This is a genomic window from Serratia sp. JKS000199 (assembly GCF_900215455.1).
GTDB lineage: Bacteria > Pseudomonadota > Gammaproteobacteria > Enterobacterales > Enterobacteriaceae > Serratia > Serratia ureilytica.
The window spans coordinates 1,676,169-1,693,574 of the sequence record NZ_LT907843.1 but is presented as its reverse complement, the minus strand read 5'-3'; the positions used below and the strand labels follow the sequence as shown (position 1 = coordinate 1,693,574).

Below are 17,406 nucleotides of genomic sequence, written 5' to 3'. Positions count from 1 at the left end.
TTCTCCTCTAGCGGTCGTCGGCGACGACACAAAGTTCAATCATTGATTGCTCGTCCAGGTTATCCCACGGGCGATCGGTAAACAGGCGTTGGATCTGCGCCAGATCCGCCACGTGATGCGGCTCGCAGCGATCCAGCTTCATATGGTCGGCCACCAGCCAGCGCTCGCCGCTGTTGGCCAGCATGGCGCGTTTGACCTCTGCATCGGCCTCTTCGCCGGCGCTCAGCCCCAGCTGAGAATGCACCGCACAGGCGCCCAGCAAAGCGATGTCCGCGCGGTAGCGTTCCAGCAACGCCAGCGTCGCGCTGCCGGCGAACAGCCGTTGGCGCGCGTCCCACTGGCCGCCGAGCAGGATCAGTTGGATCTCCGGCTTATCGCTCAGGCACTGCGCGATATCCAGCGAGGCGGTGATCACCGTCGCCGGGCCGCGCAACGCTTGCGCCACCGCCAACAGCGTACTGCCCGCATCCAGCATCAGGGTGCTGCCGGGCGGGATCTGTGCGGCCACCGCGCGGCCGAGCCGCTGCTTGACCTGCGGCAACAGCGCCGCGCGCGCCTGGCGCGGCATGCCGGACGGTTCGAGCGCTATCGCGCCGCCGTGATGTTTCTGCGCCAACCCCTGCCGCTCGAGATCGGCCAAGTCGCGGCGCACGGTATCGACCGAAACACCGATGGCGCTGGCCAATTCCGCCACCGCCGCCTGCCCGCGTTCGCTGAGCAAATCCAGTAAATGGCGCTGTCGTGCCGCTTTGTGCATGGGATTATTCCGCATTAAAAAAGCATAAAACGGCAATATACAGCAGATAACAGCATTGGAGAAGCCGCAATTGTGCGCACCGGAGATCAAACATCTTTTCCCCTGCGGGACGATGATGAAGACATAACGCATAACAATCCGGAGAAACGCATGAACATCGATCTGACGTTTGAAGACCTGAGCGCCCGCGCCGCGCAATACAACGCCCGCGCTTCGGTGGAGGATTTTGACGCCTGCATGGCGGACTATGCCGCGCTGGCGCAGCGCGCCAAAGCGCAGACGCCGGGCATTTACGATCTGCGCTACGGCATGAGCGCCGCCGAGCGTCTCGATCTGTTCCCGGCCAGCGCACAGCCCGCCCCGCTGCTGATCTTTATTCATGGCGGCTACTGGCATTCACAGCGAAAAGAGGAAGCCTGCTCGATGGCCGCCGCGTTCGCCCGCCGCGGTGTGGCGGTCGCCACGCTGGAATATACGCTGGCGCCGGAAGCGACGCTGGCGGAGATCGTGCATGAGGTGCGCAGCGCCATCGCCTGGCTTTATCATCACGGGGCACCGTTCGGCATCGATCCGGCGCGCATTTTCGTCAGCGGCAGTTCGGCCGGCGGCCACCTGTGCGGCATGCTGATCGCCGACGGCTGGCAGCAACGCTATCGCCTGCCGCCCGATGCAATCAAAGGCGCGCTGGCGCTGAGCGGCCTCTACGATCTGCGCCCGCTGTGCGATATCTACATCAACGACTGGCTGCACCTGACGCCCGAACAGGCGCAAACTCTCAGCCCGCTGTTTTTGCTGCCGGCGAAAGCGCATGCGCCGCAGATCCTGCTCGACGTCGGTCAGCGGGAAACCCAGGGGTTCAAAAACCAGACGCAGGCCTATTATGACGCCTGCCTGGCACGCGGCCTCGACGTCCACCTGCTGGCCGACCGCCACTGCAATCACTTTACGCTGGTCAACGAGCTGGCGGATGCGGAAAGCGCGATGTTTCGGCAGGTGATGGCGATGATCGACGCAACGGCGCGTTCATAGAGAGAAAGGGGGAAATAAGGGAGTTATAGCCGGGGGCCGATAGCCCCCAAGCATACAGATTCAGCCGTTTTTGCGGCCGATAGCGGAAAAGACGTTGAACACTTCACCCAGGCCGTAAATCGCGCCGAGCAAGACGGCCACCATTACCGGCACCAGGACCACCACGGTGGCCAAGCTTTCAATCATTTCTAACATCGTTCTCTCCTGGTTTATAAGCACAGCGAATCTGCGCCGGAAGAAAAGGTTTCCGGCCAAACGGTCGATTATCGTGGGGAGGCAGTCTAAAACGTGAGCTACATCACACTTGATGCGAGCTAATGTAACTTACACAATTACATTAACGCAATGCAAAAAATGCTCTGCGCGGAACGGGGTTTGGCGTGATTTTTTATTGCGTATCTGCTTGATATTGCGGTGAACAAGGGACGAAGGGATAGCCGGCGCGCAGCTCAACCTGCCCGGCCATTTCGGCGATGCTGGTCTGCGCCAGGCTGGCTTCCAGCGCGTGACCGACGCGCGCAAACTCTTGCTCCAGCACCGGGGTAATGGCGTGGCCGATATAGCACGCCTCGTTAGGCCGGGTGCGATGCAGCGTAAAATAAGGTTGATCCTCCACCGCGCGATATACGTCCAGCAGAGAAATCGCTTCCGCCGGCCGCGCCAACAGCGCCCCGCCGCCTTGCCCCATCTGCGAATAGGTCAGCCCCGCCTCCGCCAACGCCCCGAGAATGCGCCGCACCACCGTCGGATTGGTGTTGACGCTGCGGGCGATATCTTCGGAACGCACCGTCTGGCCGCGACACAGCGTGATGTTGGTCAGAATATGGATGGCAACGGCAAATCGCGTAGAGGTAGACACCTTGGCACCTGCTCAGAGTTTCGCTTATGTCGGATTAAAACATAAGGAAAGCGTATCAATTTCCGGTAATACACATAATGAGTAGGGATAAGTGGAATGTCAACCTGCCCCCGCCCGAAGGCGGCGGCGGCTCAGGCTTCGGTACGGATCGCCGTGACTTTGTCGGGATAAAATGCCAGATGATCCTTGATCGCCACCACGGCGTTGTAAGGCATTTCATAGCTCCAGGCCGCATTGTCCCCCTGTGGGTCGTTCAGCGTGAGGGAGAAATAACTGCAGTCGCCCTTATAAGGGCAGTAGCTCACATGCGTGCTTTTATGCAGCAGCCGCATATTCACATCCTCACGCGGAAAGTAAAACACCGGCGGATAGTTGGCTTCCTGCAAGATGAGTACATGACGGCTGTCGGCCAGGATTTGGCCGGCGCCGCGCACCACGACCCGCGTCGGATGGCGGGTCAGCGTAATCGGATGGTCCGGGCCGGGAATTTTCACCGGTTTGCCGGATGCGGAAACGAGCTCGGACATGGCGGCCTCCAGCGTGTGCGCCCCGCCCCTCGTGAGGCGTCTTCCCAGTATAGCCGAACGGTTTTGCCGACGGCCGCACATTCGGCGAGCGATCGCTTTTCACCGCGCCAAAATTAAGAATTTTTACCTGTTCGATTTTCTTTCGGAGGAATACATTCATCCCAACTTCTACCGGCGAGTTAATCGGATTATTTTTAATCCATTAATTAGCCAATTTACCAGGAACTCATTATGAATATTAAACGTGCCGCGGGTGTGTTGGTGGTGGTAATGGCGACGCTTTCCGTTACCGCATGTGGGCATATGTCCAATCGCGATCGCAACACGGCGATCGGTGCGGGCGTCGGCGCCGTGGGCGGCGCGGTATTGACCGACGGCAGCACGCTGGGCACCCTCGGCGGCGCAGCGCTGGGCGGCATCATCGGCCACCAGACCAGCCGTTAATTCTCCCGCCAAAAATAACCTCCGCAGGCCGACGATTTTTTAATCCACACGCGCCGGCCTGCTTTTATTTACTCCGCTTAAATTCCTCAGGGAGCGAACCTAAATAAATAACGTTAAGCGCGGCTTTATTATTCATTAACCTGCGCCAGGGTTATTTATTGCGCCGGCAGCCTGAAACGCGCCATCGCTTTTTCCAATCGTTCCGATTCGCCCTGCAGCAACTGCGAAGCCTCGGTCACCGCGTTCACCACGGCGCCGGTTTGCCGCGCCACCTGATTCAGCCCGGCGATGCGCGCCGTCACGTCCTGAATGCTCTCCTCCTGATTGAGCGACGCCAGCGAGATCTCCCCCATCAGTGCGCTAAACGTGTTCACCAGATCGATAATTTGACGCAAATTGCCCGCCAGCAGATCCACCGCTTGCGAACCCTGATCGATTTGCTGCAACGAGCGGTTGATCAGCTGCTGAATATCGCGCGTAGAATGGCTGCTCTTCTGCGCCAGCAGGCCCACTTCTTTAGCGACAATGGCGAAACCGCGGCCGTGAACGCCGGCGTGCGCGGCCTCGATCGCCGCATTCAGCGCCAGAATATTGGTCTGAAACGCCACGCTGTCGATCAGCGCCACAATGCCGCGCATCTCGGCCGATTGGTTGACGATCCCTTGCATCGAGACGTTGACGGTTTGCATCATCTTTTCACCGGCGCCGGCGCACTGCCTGGCCTGTTCGGTGCGTTGATTGGCCAGCTGCGCGTATTGGCCGTTTTCTTCCACCCGCGCCGCCAACTGCTGCACGTGCTCGGTCGCCAACTGCAATTCGCCGTCCTGCTTCGCCGACTGCGCCGTCAACTGTCGATTGCCGTCCGCCAGCCGCCCGACGCCGTTCAGGATCCCGCTCGCCGCATCGCGCACCTCACTCACCAGCCGCTGCAGGCCGTTTTGCATGTGGCCAATGCTGGTTTGCAACTGACGCATTTCGCGGTTAACCGCCCGTTCAGGCGGCAACGGCCGCGAAAGGTCGCCGGCGGCCAGCACGTTGAGATGGGCGATCGCCCTTTGCAACGGTGCAATCACCCAACGAGCAACGCCGAACCACACGCCCAAGGCGATCAGCGCCAACGCCGCGAGCGCGCCGAGCGCATAGGTTTTGGCCTGCTCCAGCGCCGCCAATTGCCGCACGTTGACGTCATCGCCGCGTCGTTCGTTCAGCGCCTGATAAGCGAGATACTTCTTGTTGAAATCCGCCTGAAAAGCCTGGATCGGCACGGCGAAAAACGCATCGATGCTGTCGCTGCGTTGCAGCCCTTGCGCCTGCTCCTTCAGACCGTCATAGAACAGGCGATAACTGCCTTTCAGGGCGTCAGCGGCCTCGGGCGCCGTCGCGCTCAGGCGCTCAAACCGGGCGAAGGCCTGCTCTGAAGCCTGCAACGCCGCCAGCGATTCATCCAGCAGGCTATGCCAGCTGCCGTCGGAGCCGGTGGCTTTATCCTGCAGATAGTAAATGCCCGCACGGTTCAGGGTATCGCTGGCCGTCAGCAGCGACAGCCTGGCGCGATCCATCGCCGCCTGCTGGCGATGCAAGGCGTCGCCCGTCACCAGGTTAATCTTGGCGTCGCGCAGAATATTGGAAATAAATACGGTGGAAAACAATTGCAGCAGAGAAAATAGCGCGATAACGCAAATTACGCCGCTTAATAACCCCATGCTTTTGCCGAAGCCAAACGCGCGCGGCAGCGCGGGCGCAGGTTTTGCCCCGCGGCCAAGTGTCAGTTTTATGTTCATGATTTTTAGTCGGTAATACCAGGATGCCGCGAGTCTAACGAGCATTGATGACACGACGATTACAGCCCCCATAGACGGGTGTTGCCGGGTTCGGAATGCGTTGAAATCATGTTAAGGCGTGAACGAAAGAGGGAATTGTCTTGGTGAGAAAATAAGCTTCTCTGCGAATCGCCAAATAAGAAATATTATTTTAGAAACAGAGAAATTCATTCAAGTCGAATATCAATCAATATTTCAAGGCATATCCATAATAAATACTGCCGTAGGTTAAACTCGTTGTATTGAAGCGTGGGTCAGACATTTTCTGACCCACTCACTTCCCGCTTAAATCCTCACCCTTTAACCGACGACACCACATTGAGCGGCTGGGCATCCGGCAGGATATTCATGTGCTCCAGCACCTGGGCCATGATCTTGCCGAACACCGGCCCGGCTACCGAGCCGCCGAAGTGCTTGCCGGCTTTCGGGTTGTTGACCATCACCACCAGCGCTACCTGCGGATCGCTGGCCGGCGCCACGCCGGCGGTATAGTTGATATAGCCGCCGTCGTATTTGCCGCTGGGGCCCATTTTCTCGGCGGTACCGGTTTTGATCGCCAAACGGTAGCCGGGCACCGCAGCGCTCACCCCGCTGCCGCCCGGCAAGGCGTCGCTTTCCATCATATGCACCACGGACCTGACCGTATCGGCCGGCAAAATGCGTTGCCCCATCACCGGCGGCGTCACCTTAGTGATCGACAGCGGCCGATAAATGCCGAAGGAACCGATCGCGGCATACTCGCGCGCCATTTGCAGCGGCGTCACGCGCAGCCCATAGCCGAAGGAGAACGTGGCGCGTTCGATATCGGCCCAGCGCTCGCGATGCTGCGGCAGGTAGCCGCTGCTCTCATTGCCGATGCCAAGCTCGGTCGGCCGCCCCAGGCCAAAGCTGCGGTAGACCGCCGGCAGCACGGTGGCCGGCAGCGCCAGCGCAATGTGCGATACCGCGATGTCGCTCGATTTTTGCAGCACGCCGGTGATGGTCAGCTTCGACCAGTGGCCGACGTCCTTGATCAGGTGACCGTTCACCCGATACGGCGTGGTGTCCAACACGGTATCCGGCCGGATCAGCTTATGTTCCAGCCCCACCATCACCACGACCGGCTTCACCGTCGAACCCGGTTCGAAGCTGTCGCTGCTGCACACGTTGCGGATATCTTTCGCCGGCGTGCTGCCATAGTTGTTCGGGTTGAACGACGGGTAGCTGGCCATGCCGAGGATTTCACCGGTGTCGATTTTCACCAGCACCGCGCAGCCGGAGTCGGCCTGGTTAGCCACCACGCCGTCGCGGATCTGCGCATAGAGCACGTACTGGATAAATTTGTCGATGCTGAGCGTCACATTCGGCGGTGGAACCGGATCCACGCTTTTAATCACGCCGATCACCGCACCGCTGCCGTCCTTCTGGTAGACCCGCAGGCCGTTTTTACCCTGCAGCAACGGGTTGAAGCCCAGCTCGATGCCCTCCAGCCCCTGATTGTCCTGGCCGACGATGCCGATCAGGCCGGCCGCATCCTGGCCCATCGGATAGAAGCGGCTGAAATCCTGCTCGGTGCTGACGCCGGTCAGGTGCAGTTTGCTGATATAAGCGGCGTTGTCGTCCTCCACCTTGCGCGCCAGGTAGACAAAGCGTTTGTGCGCGTTGCTCTGGATCAGATGCTGCACGTCCGCCAGCGGGATCTTCAGCACGTTGGCCATGCTCTGCCAGCGTTCGTTGCCGGTATCGGTCTGGGTATCGAGAATATGCTTCGGATCCAGCACGATGTCTTTCGACGACACGCTGACCGCCAGCGCCTCATTGTTGCGATCGGTGATCATGGCGCGGTTGGTCGGCACTACCTGGGTGCGAATCGAGCGCTGATCTGCCTGGTTCGCCAACTGCTGGTGTTCCAGCAGTTGCAGGTAACCGACCCTGAACGCCAACAGAAAAAAACAGACCAGCATGCCGGCGCAAATCCAGCCGAAGCGAACTGTGGAATAGGTTTTACCGCTCTTTTTGGTCGATGGCGCCACTGTTGTGTTAACCCTGCGTTTTTATTCGGTTTATCGTGTTATTTCAGTCTACCTTGCCGGAAATGGTCAGGAGATTGCAGTTTGTAAGAAAGTAAAAACAAACCGCATCACCGTTGCACATCCGCACTGTCGTTTAACTGCGGTTTAGTTTGCGCCGCGTCGCCGGGCTGCGGCGCGTTGGCCGGATCGAAAATGTGGTCGAGGATCGCGCGCGCGGTCGGCCCCGCCACCACGCCGTCGCCGCCGCCGTTTTCCAGGATCAGCGCCATCGCCACCCGGGGGTTTTTGTAGGGGGCGAACAGCGTATAAAAGATGTGATCGCGCAGCCGCACCGGAATCATTTTGGCGTTGTAAGTTTGGTTTTGCTTCAGGCTGAATACCTGCGAGGTGCCGGATTTAGCGGCAATCTGGTAGGGCGCGGTATGGAACAGCTTGTATCCGGTGCCATTCGGCAGGTTGGCCATGCCATACATGCCGTTGCGCACAATGCCCCAGTAAGGCGAACGGGGATCGCCAATCTGCAGCGCCTGCGTCGGCGGCTGATAACGCGTGACCCGGTTGCCCTGCTGCAGCGAATACAGCAGGTGCGGCGTTTTCACCTTACCGTTGTTGATCAGCGTAGTCAGCGCTTTCACCATCTGAATAGGCGTCGCTACCCAATATCCCTGGCCGATGCCGACCGATACCGTATCCCCCTGATACCAGACTTTTTTGTGCACCCTCAGCTTCCAGTCGCGGCTTGGCAGCACGCCGCGGTACTCTTCGTTCAGATCGATGCCGGTCGACTGGCCGTAACCAAACTGGCTCAGCCAATGGTGAATGCGATCGATGCCCATCTCATACGCCACCTGATAAAAGAAGGTATCGGCGGACTCTTCTATCGCTTTGGTGACGTTGAGCATGCCGTGACCGGTCTTCAGCCAGTCGCGATAGCGCCGCTCGGTGCCGGGCAGCGTCCAGGTCGGCGCGCCGAAAAAGGTGGTGGTGGGCGTGATCACCCCGGCAAACAGCGCCGAAACCGCCATGTAGGGCTTCACCGTCGACGCCGGCGGGTACAGCCCCTGGGTGACGCGGTTGATGAGCGGCAGATCCGGGTTGCGGAGCAGCGCCTTATAGGCCTGATAGCCGATGCCTTTGACGAAGGGATTGGGATCGTAACTGGGGCTGGAGACCATCGCCAGAATGCCGCCGTCGCGCGGATCTTCCACCACCACCGCGGCGCGTTGCCCCTTCAGCACCGATTCGATGTACTGCTGCAGCGGCAGATCCAGCGTCAGGTAGATGTTTTTGCCGGCCTGCGGCGGCTGCTCCTTCAGCAAGCGGATCACCCGCCCGTGGTTATCCACCTCCACCTCCTGATAGCCGGTGGTGCCGTGCAGCTCGGACTCGTAATAGGCCTCGATGCCCTGTTTGCCGATGTTGCGATCGGCGGCATAGTTCTCGCTCAACCCGGCCTTGTCCAGGCGCTTGAGATCGCTGTCGTTGATCTTCGACACATAGCCCAGCACGTGCGCCAGCTGCGCGCCGTAAGGATATTCGCGCTGCTGATAGGTATCGATAGTCACCCCGTCGAAACGGTATTGATTGACGGCGAAACGCGCCACCTCGGTGTCGTTCAGCCCCGCTTTTAGCGTTATCGGCTTGTAGCGGCTGTTGTGGTGCATGTCGTCGCGAAACGCGCTGATATCTTCCGGCGTCAGATCGACGATCGGCGTCAACGCCTGCAGCAGCGCGGCCATGTCGGTGATTTTGCTGGGCGTGATCTCGATACGATACAGTGTCACGTTTCGTACCAGCGGAATGCCGTTGCGATCGAAGATCAGCCCGCGGCTCGGGGCGATCGGCAACATCTTGATGTCATTCTGGTTGGAGCGCGTCTGGTAAAAGCCGTGCTGGCGAATTTGCAGCCGGTAGAGGTTAACGACCAGCGCGCCGAAACAGACCACCACCAGCGCCAGCGCCACGGCCGCCCGGCGGATAAACAGCATCTCTTCCGCGGAGTGGTCGCGAATTTTTTCTTTTAACAGGGCCATGCGGAGCCGATACCTTTTGCGTCACATTTCCCCGCAAAATCAGGGAACTGAAAAGCCGGCAAGCATAGCGTTATCGGGCGCGACGCCCCATGAAAAGGTTGCTAATGAAATGGCATAACTGTTTCAGCATATTGGAATGTTACCGGCGGCGTTTTTTTCACCGCGCGCCCCATTGAGCCGCCGTTCCTCTCAATGCTACAATGTGATCCATATCACACTATTACCGTTATTCTCCTCCGCATTTTCCTGTCGGCGCCCTGCCGGATGCGGCTTTTTGTTACATAGGATCGAGTTCGATGAGTACCATTGCCACCGGTTTAATCATGATGCGCTGGGAGTTGCTGAGCGCCGTGATGATGTTCTTCGCCAGCCAGTTAAACGTCGTTTGCCGTAAAACCAGCCGCAATGGCATGGCGTTCATGTTCAGCAGCCTGGGCCTGTTTACCGCCTGCTGGTTCGTGATGGGCCTGATGGGCATTCACTTCACCCTCGAAGCCTTCGCCCAATTCTGGTCATCGGCCTGGGATCGCTACGTGGACGTGGTCAGCACCATGCCGGTCGATTGGCCGATGCCGTAATCTCGCCGCTGGGGGGCAACTCAGGCCGCCCCTGCAATCAGTCCGCTTCCGCAGACGGCGCCGCCGCCAGCCGCGCCATCAGCGCCCCCGCTTTGAGCAACAGCGCCTGCTCCCGCTCGGACAGACAGCTTTCCATCGCCGCCAGCAACCACGCCTCGCGTCGGGCGCGGCTTTGCTGCAGCAAACCCAGCCCGGCGGACGTCAGCCGCACCCGCACCCGGCGTTTGTCTTCGGCATCCGGCGTGCGCACCAGCAGCCCATCGGCTTCCAGCTCGCGCAACGCGGCCGCCAGGTTTGAGGAGCGCATACGCTCCGACTCCGCCAGCAACGACGGCGTCGCCTCGCCGCCATGGCGATCGATAGCCCCCAACAGCATCAACTGGGCCCAGGATTTTTCGTCGCTGCGCGACTCGCGCCGCATGCGGCGCACCAGCGACATTAACTGCGTGCGCAGCAGCGTCACGTCTTCAGGATGATCTTTTTTCATTGGCATCAGTCGATAACGTCCAGTTTGTCCCTACTTTCACATCGCCGGATCGCGCCGTCAATGGCGCCCCGTTCGGCCACCGCGCGCTTCTGGCTTAACCCATTTATCTATGATAATATAGCTATTAATATATAGCAAAAAGACACTGCAGCCGGCAGGGTTACGTTTGCTCACGCATTTGCCCCCTCGCCGACTAATTTGCAGTGTTATTATTATTTTGCTTAACAAATCCCTCCTCATTCAACGTGGTACGATAAGCCGATGGAAGCGTGGAAAGTCAATCTGATCTCGGTCTGGCTCGGGTGTTTCTTCACCGGGCTGGCGATGAGCCAAATCCTCCCTTTTCTGCCGCTGTACGTCGAACAACTCGGCGTCAGCGATCATCAATCCCTCAGCCTGTGGTCCGGGCTGGTATTCAGCGGCACCTTTTTGGTCTCGGCGGTGGTGTCGCCGCTGTGGGGCAGCCTGGCCGACCGTAAAGGCCGTAAGCTGATGCTGCTGCGCGCTTCGCTGGGCATGGCGATCGTCATCGCGCTGCAGGGGCTGGCCACTAACGTGTGGCAGCTGTTCGCGCTGCGCGCCCTGATGGGGCTGACGTCCGGCTATATTCCCAACGCCATGGCGCTGGTCGCCTCGCAGGCGCCGCGCGATAAAAGCGGCTGGGCGCTGGGCACGCTCTCGACCGGGCAGATCTCCGGCGTGATCGCCGGGCCGCTGCTGGGCGGGCTGATGGCCGACCATCTGGGGCTGCGGGTGGTGTTTTTCGTCACCTCCGGGCTGATGTTCGTCAGTTTCCTGGTGACGCTGTTCCTGATTAAAGAGCGGCGCATCACGGTGAAAAAAGCGGATCAGCTGAGCGGCAAGGCGGTATTCCGGTCGCTGCCCTATCCGGCGCTGATCGTCACCCTGTTCGTTTGCACCCTGATGATCCAGCTGGCCAACTCCTCCATCAGCCCGATCCTGACGCTGTTCATTCGCGAACTGTCGGGCAACGTCAGCAATATCGCCTTCGTCAGCGGCATGATCGCCGCCGTGCCCGGCATCGCGGCGCTGATCTCCGCGCCGCGCCTCGGGCGGCTCGGCGATCGCATCGGCACCGCGCGCATTCTGATCGCCGCGCTGCTGTTCACCACCGGCCTGTTCGCCGTGATGGCCTGGGTGAATACGCCGCTGCAGCTGGGCATTCTGCGCTTTCTGCTGGGCTTCGCCGATGGCGCGCTGATGCCGGCGGTGCAGGCGCTGCTGCTGAAGTATTCCTCCGATCAGGTGACCGGGCGCATCTTCGGCTATAACCAGTCATTTATGTATCTGGGCAACGTGGTCGGCCCGCTGCTGGGTTCGGGCATTTCGGCGATGATGGGGTTCCGTTGGGTGTTCGCCGTGACGGCGGTATTGGTGCTGTTCAATGCGCTGCAGCTGCGCCATCAGTTCAAAAAAGTGCAGCCTAAACGCGCGGGATAGCGGGGAATGCGAGGGAAGCGCCTCAAGCAGTGGCGGGACAATGACGCCCATCAACCGTGCCGCCACTGCCAAAGGCGGCCGTAGCCTACTCGACGCGATGAACGTTTGGTATTTATGTAAGTAAATAAAGTGTTGCAGGCGCGTAGAGGGCCGCCGCAGCGGCCCTTTTGCATCAGAACATGGTGTTGTCGTTGGCCGATTTTTCCGGCACATCCTGATTGACGTCCCAATGCTCGGTGATTTTCCCCTGATCGTTCACCCGATAAATATCCACGCTGGCAGTGCCGCGATCCTGCGGGTTATTTTGATATTTGACGTGAACGTAGACCAGATCGCCGTTGACCGCGCTGCGGTATATTTTAGCGCTGTACTGCGGGTTGTCTTTGAAGGTCTGGCTGAAGAAATCGAGGAACGGCTTGATGCCGTCGCCGACGAACGGGTTATGCTGCTTGTAGTTTTCCACAATCAGCTTCCGCGCCACGCCGATGTCATGGCGGTTGAAGAAGCCCGCGTACAGATCTTCCACCACCTTCAGCTTTTGCTGAGCATGATGATAACCGCCCTTGCCGGCCGATTTGTAAGACGCCGCCTGATCCGTTGACAGCGCCGGGTAACTCGCCAGCAGGCCGCCGACGATCGCACAGGTGATCAATGCCTTTTTCATAACTGCTCCTTAGTTTCCTGAGTGACCTACAATTTTCAGCTGCCCTTTCAGATGGGTGAAGCTGCCGTCCTTGGCGGCGATGTTGGTGTACACCTCGCCGCGCTCGAAGTCCTCGATATGCGTCACGTTGTCGCCGGACTGTGGCTCATGCCAGTAGACCATGTAGACCTTCGGCCGAATTTCCACCGCGGTGTACTGCACGGTATCGGTGATGCCCTGCGACGCCTCGCCGATGCCGGTGAAGGTCATGGTCTTGTCATCGGTAAAATCCAGCTTGAAGGCGAAATCGCCAAAGGTCACCTGCACCACTTTACCAACCGCAATAAACTGCCCGTGTTTTTCCGTCATCGTCGCCGCCTTACTGTTTGTCAGGGAGGTTTGCGCCGCCGTAGCGGCAGGCAATGCCAGGGGGAAAGTCAGGGCTATCGCCAACGCGATGCCCGTTCGCTTCACTGTTTTCATCGTTCCTTCTCCTTTCCGTGGTTGAAAACGAGAATCATTATTATTTCTTAAGGGTTGGCGGAAATATAAGAATAATCTCTATTCCCATCAGGCACCTGGCGGCAAAAAAAGACGGGGGAAAATCGCGGTAAAATGGCATGGCAATAGCGCATTCTGGCCCTTGGTTTTTACGCAATGAACGGGATTACTGCTTTCAGGGAAGGAAACAACTCGGGGATTCGATAGGTCTATAGCGCAGATCGCTTTAAGCTAATGCGTATTTGTTCTTAAGGCCGCCCGCCGCTGCAAAACGGCGGCGAACGGCACGGCGTTTAACGCAGCCAGGGGGTATGGGTGACGCCAACCAGCAAGCCTTCCGGGCTAAGCAAACGGGTAACGCTCTGCCCCCACGGCTCTTCGCGATTGGCGACCAACAGCCGATAACCGCGATCGACCAGCCCCTGGGTGGCTACCGCCATGTCGGCCACGTCAAACTCGATCCACGCCTGCGGCACCGCGAGATCCGCCGGCCAGCGATCGTCGCCAAAGCAGGACTGCGCCGCCTGCGCCAGCGGCCACAGGGCAAAATGCTTCACCCCGTCCAGCGCGCCTTGCTCCGACAGCAGATAGGTTTCGTTGCCCGGCATCGGCTTGAGCGGCAGCCCCAGCGCCTCGACATAAAACGCCTTGCTCTCGTCGCTCTCACGCGTGATGGGCCCGAATCCGGCGACGAACAACACGCCCAGCCCGGCAAACTGTTGATCCATGCTGCACTCCCTTTCGGTTAGCGCCCCAGCCGCACCTGCAGCGGAGCAAATCCATAGGCCGCCTTGAAGCGGTTGCTGAAATGGCTGGCGGAACTGAAGCCGCACGCCAGCGCGATCTCGGTGATCGGCTGTTGGCTATGCCGCAACAGCTGTTCCGCCCGCTGCAGCCGGGCGCGCATCACGAACTGGTGCGGCGCCAGGCCGGTGGCGTGCTTGAACATGCGGGCGAAATGGTATTCGCTCAACCCGGCCTGCGCCGCCAGATCCGCCAACAGCAAAGGCCGATCGAGGTGGCTTGCGATATATTCCCGCACCCGCCGGGCTACCGCAGGAGCCAGGCCGCCGCGCACCGGCGGCAGCTTCCACTGCAGCTGGCTGTAACGCTGGATCAGGTGTGACATCAGCAGGTTCGACGCGCTGCTGAGCGCCAGCAGATTGGCGCTGTCCTGCCAATCGCAGTTGAGCAAAAACTGGCGGTACAGCAGCGTGATCTGCGGATCTTCGCCGAAGCTGCGCTGCTCCACGTTGATCGCCGCCGGGCTGCGATCCCAGGTCTGCTCCGCCAGCTGCCGCAGATGCCCATCGGTGCAATACAGGTGCACGAACGACAGATCGCTGCGCACATCCCAGGTGGAGGCGTATTGGCGCGGCATGATGCAGAACCGATCCGGCCCGCCGCCGTTGCGCCAGCCGCCCGGCACCTGCTGGTAGCACTCATAGCCGTCGGCGACGTACAGGCTCAGGGTATGGTGGTCGGCGCTTTCCTGCGTGACGCGATCGTTGCAGTTGGACCAGGCGGCCAGCTCCACGCCGGTGCCCAGCAGCACGCTGCCGTGCAGCCGCGCCTTGTGCTCACGCAGTGTTTCAAACGCCTGATAGTTGGACATCGCCGGCCCCGTTGTTCGACATGCCGACAGTGTAAAGAGTGGCGCCGCCGCATACCAGCCGCCGCCCCGCGCTTTTGGCAAAAAAAGCGCAAGAATATGCAACTGAGCGCAAAGCGCTGCAAGCGCCGCCGCGCGCCAAAGCGGATACTGCGCCATCGGTTTTTTCGGAGTAACAAATAGAATGAATGCGCTGTTGTACCTCGCCGTGGTGCTGATTTGGGGCACCACCTGGATTGCGATCACCCTGCAACAGGAAGGCCCGGTGGCCATTCCTGTCTCGATCGCTTACCGCTTCGCCATTTCCGCCGCGGTGATGTTCGTCGTCTTGGTGTTGCTGCGGCGTCTGCGCCGCATCGCCCCGCGCGATCATTTGTTCTGCGTGTTGCAGGGCTGCTGCGTGTTCGGTTTCAACTTCTTCTGCTTTTACCACGCGGCGGCTTATATCAGCAGCGGGCTGGAATCGGTGATCTTCTCGATGGCGGTGCTGTTCAATGCCCTCAACAGCCTGCTGTTTTTCCGCCAGCGCCCCAGCCCCAACCTGCTGCCGGCGGCGCTGCTGGGGTTGACCGGCATCGTGGCGCTGTTCTGGCAAGACCTGGCCGCCACCCGCATGGCGCCGGAGCTGCTCAAAGGCATCGGTCTGAGCGCGCTCGGCACCTACGGCTTCTCGCTGGGCAATATGATCAGCGCGCGTCATCAGCGCCGCGGGCTGGATATCTTTTCCACCAACACCTACGCCATGACCTACGGCGCGATGCTGATGGCGCTGATCGCCCTGGCGCAGGGCGCATCGTTCCAGATCGAATTCAGCAGCCGCTATATCGGCTCCCTGCTGTACCTGGCTGTCTTCGGATCGGTGATCGCCTTCGCCGCCTACTTCAGCCTGCTCGGCCGCATCGGCGCCGGCGCGGCGGCTTACAGCACCCTGCTGTTCCCGCTGGTGGCGCTGACCATCTCGACGATCTACGAAGGCTACCAGTGGCACTTCAACGCCGTGCTGGGGCTGTGCCTGATTCTGCTGGGCAACCTGGTGATGTTCGCCAAGCCGGGGCTGAGGTGGCGACGGGCTGGAATGCCAAAACAAAATTCAACCCTTTGAAGCCATTGGCGAATATCGTTATCATCAGGTTTTGTTGATAACGGATGATGGCCAATGCTCAGAAGCGATGATGTGACACCCCGCGCCTACAAACAGGTGGACGTTTTCACCGCCACGCCGCTGCTCGGCAATCCTGTGGCGGTGGTGCTGGAAGCCGAAGGGCTGAACGACGCGCAGATGCTGGCATTGGCCCGTTGGACCAACCTTTCGGAAACCACCTTTGTGCTTAAACCGACGCACCCGGCGGCGGATTATAAGGTGCGCATCTTCACTACCGAAAAAGAGCTGCCCTTCGCCGGCCACCCGACGCTGGGCACCGCACACGCCCTGCTGGAAGCCGGATTGGCGCCTAAACGCCCCGGAACGGTGATGCAGGAATGCGGCGTCGGCCTGGTGGCGATCAATATCCTGCCGGAAGGCGCATTGGCGTTCGCCGCGCCCGAAGTCAGTTTTCGCGCGATGGCGGTTGAGGAAACAGAACGGCTGATGGCCGCTTTACAGCCGGCGGTGATTGAAGCCGATACCCTGCCGGTTATTGTCGACATGGGCATCCGCTGGCTGATGATGCGCCTGCCGGATGCGCAATCTTGCCTGGCGGTGATGCCGGATCAGGCTATGATCGAACAGTTGCAAACCGCCTGTGATGTGGATGGCGTAGTGATTTATGGCGCCTGTTCTGCGGCCGAACCGGCAGATTACGAAATGCGCGCATTTATGGTGGAATGCGGCGCCTTGATCGAAGATCCGGTAACGGGCAGCGCCAACGCCTGCCTGGCGCGCTTACTGAAGGCCAACCGCTTCCCCGACGGCGATTGGACCGCGCATGGCTATCTGGTGCGCCAGGGCACCCAACTGAAGCGAGATGGCCGCGTGAGCGTGCGCTTTATTGACGGCGAACCCTGGATCGGCGGGCACTGCCGCACCCTGATTGATGGCACATTGGGTATTTAGTATGCCTCCTACCGTTTCGAACTTTTTCTGCGGCACAAAATGCCGCCATTATTCATACAATATTTTAAAACTACCTGTAACATCGAAAACATGATCATAGGTACTTAACGCAACCCTTGCTTTTCCTGAACTGTATTCCTCCAGCAGGTCAAAGCTTGACTCTGAATACTTCTCATAAGGATAGTCATCGACTTTATAGATAGACATCCTTTCTATATCACTAAAAAAGAACTCTATTTTCACATCAGCCTCATTCAAAACCTCTAACTCGCATGCTGATGACGAAAGCAACGCTTTAATTTTAAATGTGAAAGGAGAAAGACTCACTTCATGTTCAGAGATAATCAAGGCATCTCGCCCTTGAATGATCCCATACTTAGTCTTTATTGCTTGCACCTTCATCTTTAGCTCACTCTCTACTTAAATGATAACTAAGAAAGACATTGCGCTGTATATTCCAGACAAGCTAGTCGTCATATCGGTTAATTTCAATACCGCACTTTTCAGAAGCATTTTATCCCCTGGGAGTTGGTCTCTTCTGCTACTCAATCCCAGCGAATCCACCCACATCCGCGGGTTCGTAGTAGCTG

The 17,406-nt window shown here is 59.2% G+C and carries 19 protein-coding genes; 6 read left to right on the top strand and 13 right to left on the bottom strand.

Annotated elements, in window-relative coordinates; genetic code table 11:
* Nucleotides 1-7: 7 nt before the first annotated feature.
* Nucleotides 8-757, bottom strand: a complete 750-nt coding sequence (locus CPH57_RS08265; protein WP_033650433.1) for a DeoR/GlpR family DNA-binding transcription regulator — start codon at nucleotides 755-757, stop codon at nucleotides 8-10.
* 150 nt (nucleotides 758-907) lie between these two features.
* Here CPH57_RS08265 and CPH57_RS08260 point away from each other — a divergent pair, with 150 nt between their 5' ends.
* Nucleotides 908-1,786, top strand: coding sequence for an alpha/beta hydrolase (locus CPH57_RS08260; RefSeq protein ID WP_096242230.1), 879 nt, complete (start codon nucleotides 908-910; stop codon nucleotides 1,784-1,786).
* A gap of 60 nt (nucleotides 1,787-1,846) precedes the next feature.
* Here CPH57_RS08260 and CPH57_RS08255 read toward each other — a convergent pair whose 3' ends face one another.
* The 3 genes from CPH57_RS08255 to CPH57_RS08245 form a co-directional block, all read right to left on the bottom strand.
* A complete protein-coding gene (locus tag CPH57_RS08255; RefSeq protein WP_033643027.1) occupies nucleotides 1,847-1,981 on the bottom strand; it encodes an AcrZ family multidrug efflux pump-associated protein in 135 nt (44 codons plus the stop codon).
* Between the two features lie 193 nt (nucleotides 1,982-2,174).
* Nucleotides 2,175-2,645 (bottom strand): Rrf2 family transcriptional regulator, encoded by a 471-nt coding sequence (locus CPH57_RS08250; protein WP_033650438.1) that lies wholly within the window; start codon nucleotides 2,643-2,645, stop codon nucleotides 2,175-2,177.
* Between the two features lie 131 nt (nucleotides 2,646-2,776).
* Nucleotides 2,777-3,172, bottom strand: coding sequence for a DUF427 domain-containing protein (locus tag CPH57_RS08245; RefSeq protein WP_096242229.1), 396 nt, complete (start codon nucleotides 3,170-3,172; stop codon nucleotides 2,777-2,779).
* Between the two features lie 231 nt (nucleotides 3,173-3,403).
* On the opposite strand from CPH57_RS08245, the gene osmB reads away from it, so the two are divergent.
* The gene (gene osmB, locus CPH57_RS08240) at nucleotides 3,404-3,616 is read left to right on the top strand and encodes an osmotically-inducible lipoprotein OsmB (RefSeq protein WP_004940700.1); all 213 of its coding nucleotides are present in this window, start codon (nucleotides 3,404-3,406) and stop codon (nucleotides 3,614-3,616) included.
* Nucleotides 3,617-3,771: 155 nt separating this feature from the next.
* Here the strand turns inward: osmB and CPH57_RS08235 are convergent, their stop codons facing one another.
* The 3 genes from CPH57_RS08235 to mrdA form a co-directional block, all read right to left on the bottom strand.
* Nucleotides 3,772-5,397 carry a methyl-accepting chemotaxis protein gene (locus tag CPH57_RS08235; RefSeq protein WP_096242228.1) on the bottom strand — a complete coding sequence of 542 codons (1,626 nt, stop codon included), beginning with the start codon at nucleotides 5,395-5,397 and terminating at the stop codon, nucleotides 3,772-3,774.
* A gap of 332 nt (nucleotides 5,398-5,729) precedes the next feature.
* Entirely contained in the window at nucleotides 5,730-7,448 is a 1,719-nt protein-coding gene (locus CPH57_RS08230) for a penicillin-binding transpeptidase domain-containing protein (protein ID WP_033643023.1), read from the bottom strand.
* 107 nt (nucleotides 7,449-7,555) lie between these two features.
* Complete coding sequence (mrdA, locus tag CPH57_RS08225) at nucleotides 7,556-9,481, bottom strand: penicillin-binding protein 2 (RefSeq protein WP_033650441.1); 1,926 nt, start codon at nucleotides 9,479-9,481, stop codon at nucleotides 7,556-7,558.
* Between the two features lie 296 nt (nucleotides 9,482-9,777).
* Between mrdA and CPH57_RS08220 the strand changes: the two genes are divergently transcribed.
* Nucleotides 9,778-10,059, top strand: coding sequence for a YjcB family protein (locus CPH57_RS08220; protein ID WP_046898399.1), 282 nt, complete (start codon nucleotides 9,778-9,780; stop codon nucleotides 10,057-10,059).
* Nucleotides 10,060-10,096: 37 nt separating this feature from the next.
* On the opposite strand, the gene CPH57_RS08215 is transcribed toward CPH57_RS08220, so the two are convergent.
* Nucleotides 10,097-10,552, bottom strand: coding sequence for a MarR family winged helix-turn-helix transcriptional regulator (locus CPH57_RS08215; RefSeq protein ID WP_231922824.1), 456 nt, complete (start codon nucleotides 10,550-10,552; stop codon nucleotides 10,097-10,099).
* 255 nt (nucleotides 10,553-10,807) lie between these two features.
* Here CPH57_RS08215 and CPH57_RS08210 point away from each other — a divergent pair, with 255 nt between their 5' ends.
* The gene (locus CPH57_RS08210) at nucleotides 10,808-12,007 is read left to right on the top strand and encodes a multidrug efflux MFS transporter (protein WP_033650443.1); all 1,200 of its coding nucleotides are present in this window, start codon (nucleotides 10,808-10,810) and stop codon (nucleotides 12,005-12,007) included.
* 172 nt (nucleotides 12,008-12,179) lie between these two features.
* Here CPH57_RS08210 and CPH57_RS08205 read toward each other — a convergent pair whose 3' ends face one another.
* The 4 genes from CPH57_RS08205 to CPH57_RS08190 all read right to left on the bottom strand — a co-directional run bounded on the left by CPH57_RS08205 (nucleotide 12,180) and on the right by CPH57_RS08190 (nucleotide 14,766).
* Nucleotides 12,180-12,671 (bottom strand): nuclear transport factor 2 family protein, encoded by a 492-nt coding sequence (locus tag CPH57_RS08205; protein ID WP_033643018.1) that lies wholly within the window; start codon nucleotides 12,669-12,671, stop codon nucleotides 12,180-12,182.
* Nucleotides 12,672-12,680: 9 nt separating this feature from the next.
* Nucleotides 12,681-13,133: a MoaF N-terminal domain-containing protein gene (locus CPH57_RS08200; protein ID WP_099783007.1), complete on the bottom strand. Its 453-nt coding sequence runs from the start codon at nucleotides 13,131-13,133 to the stop codon at nucleotides 12,681-12,683.
* A gap of 311 nt (nucleotides 13,134-13,444) precedes the next feature.
* Nucleotides 13,445-13,879: a glyoxalase/bleomycin resistance/dioxygenase family protein gene (locus CPH57_RS08195; RefSeq protein WP_049203999.1), complete on the bottom strand. Its 435-nt coding sequence runs from the start codon at nucleotides 13,877-13,879 to the stop codon at nucleotides 13,445-13,447.
* 17 nt (nucleotides 13,880-13,896) lie between these two features.
* Nucleotides 13,897-14,766: a helix-turn-helix domain-containing protein gene (locus tag CPH57_RS08190; protein WP_096242226.1), complete on the bottom strand. Its 870-nt coding sequence runs from the start codon at nucleotides 14,764-14,766 to the stop codon at nucleotides 13,897-13,899.
* A 181-nt stretch (nucleotides 14,767-14,947) separates the two neighbouring features.
* Here CPH57_RS08190 and CPH57_RS08185 point away from each other — a divergent pair, with 181 nt between their 5' ends.
* Nucleotides 14,948-15,865, top strand: coding sequence for a DMT family transporter (locus CPH57_RS08185; protein WP_046687012.1), 918 nt, complete (start codon nucleotides 14,948-14,950; stop codon nucleotides 15,863-15,865).
* Nucleotides 15,866-15,919: 54 nt separating this feature from the next.
* A complete protein-coding gene (locus tag CPH57_RS08180) occupies nucleotides 15,920-16,816 on the top strand; it encodes a PhzF family phenazine biosynthesis protein (protein ID WP_096242225.1) in 897 nt (298 codons plus the stop codon).
* Between the two features lie 48 nt (nucleotides 16,817-16,864).
* On the opposite strand, the gene CPH57_RS08175 is transcribed toward CPH57_RS08180, so the two are convergent.
* Nucleotides 16,865-17,218, bottom strand: a complete 354-nt coding sequence (locus CPH57_RS08175; protein ID WP_033643013.1) for a hypothetical protein — start codon at nucleotides 17,216-17,218, stop codon at nucleotides 16,865-16,867.
* Nucleotides 17,219-17,406 lie beyond the last annotated feature (188 nt).

Excerpts from the sequence above, each read along its gene's own strand:
- CPH57_RS08265 (WP_033650433.1), bottom strand. The coding sequence starts at position 757 with ATGCACAAAGCGGCACGACAGCGCCATTTACTGGATTTGCTCAGCGAA.
- CPH57_RS08195 (WP_049203999.1), bottom strand. The coding sequence starts at position 13,879 with ATGGATCAACAGTTTGCCGGGCTGGGCGTGTTGTTCGTCGCCGGATTC.
- CPH57_RS08215 (WP_231922824.1), bottom strand. The coding sequence starts at position 10,552 with ATGCCAATGAAAAAAGATCATCCTGAAGACGTGACGCTGCTGCGCACG.
- CPH57_RS08200 (WP_099783007.1), bottom strand. The coding sequence starts at position 13,133 with ATGAAAACAGTGAAGCGAACGGGCATCGCGTTGGCGATAGCCCTGACT.
- CPH57_RS08210 (WP_033650443.1), top strand. The coding sequence starts at position 10,808 with ATGGAAGCGTGGAAAGTCAATCTGATCTCGGTCTGGCTCGGGTGTTTC.
- CPH57_RS08235 (WP_096242228.1), bottom strand. The coding sequence starts at position 5,397 with ATGAACATAAAACTGACACTTGGCCGCGGGGCAAAACCTGCGCCCGCG.
- CPH57_RS08180 (WP_096242225.1), top strand. The coding sequence starts at position 15,920 with ATGCTCAGAAGCGATGATGTGACACCCCGCGCCTACAAACAGGTGGAC.
- CPH57_RS08185 (WP_046687012.1), top strand. The coding sequence starts at position 14,948 with ATGAATGCGCTGTTGTACCTCGCCGTGGTGCTGATTTGGGGCACCACC.
- CPH57_RS08220 (WP_046898399.1), top strand. The coding sequence starts at position 9,778 with ATGAGTACCATTGCCACCGGTTTAATCATGATGCGCTGGGAGTTGCTG.
- osmB (WP_004940700.1), top strand. The coding sequence starts at position 3,404 with ATGAATATTAAACGTGCCGCGGGTGTGTTGGTGGTGGTAATGGCGACG.
- CPH57_RS08175 (WP_033643013.1), bottom strand. The coding sequence starts at position 17,218 with ATGAAGGTGCAAGCAATAAAGACTAAGTATGGGATCATTCAAGGGCGA.
- CPH57_RS08260 (WP_096242230.1), top strand. The coding sequence starts at position 908 with ATGAACATCGATCTGACGTTTGAAGACCTGAGCGCCCGCGCCGCGCAA.
- CPH57_RS08245 (WP_096242229.1), bottom strand. The coding sequence starts at position 3,172 with ATGTCCGAGCTCGTTTCCGCATCCGGCAAACCGGTGAAAATTCCCGGC.
- CPH57_RS08205 (WP_033643018.1), bottom strand. The coding sequence starts at position 12,671 with ATGAAAAAGGCATTGATCACCTGTGCGATCGTCGGCGGCCTGCTGGCG.
- CPH57_RS08255 (WP_033643027.1), bottom strand. The coding sequence starts at position 1,981 with ATGTTAGAAATGATTGAAAGCTTGGCCACCGTGGTGGTCCTGGTGCCG.
- CPH57_RS08190 (WP_096242226.1), bottom strand. The coding sequence starts at position 14,766 with ATGTCCAACTATCAGGCGTTTGAAACACTGCGTGAGCACAAGGCGCGG.
- mrdA (WP_033650441.1), bottom strand. The coding sequence starts at position 9,481 with ATGGCCCTGTTAAAAGAAAAAATTCGCGACCACTCCGCGGAAGAGATG.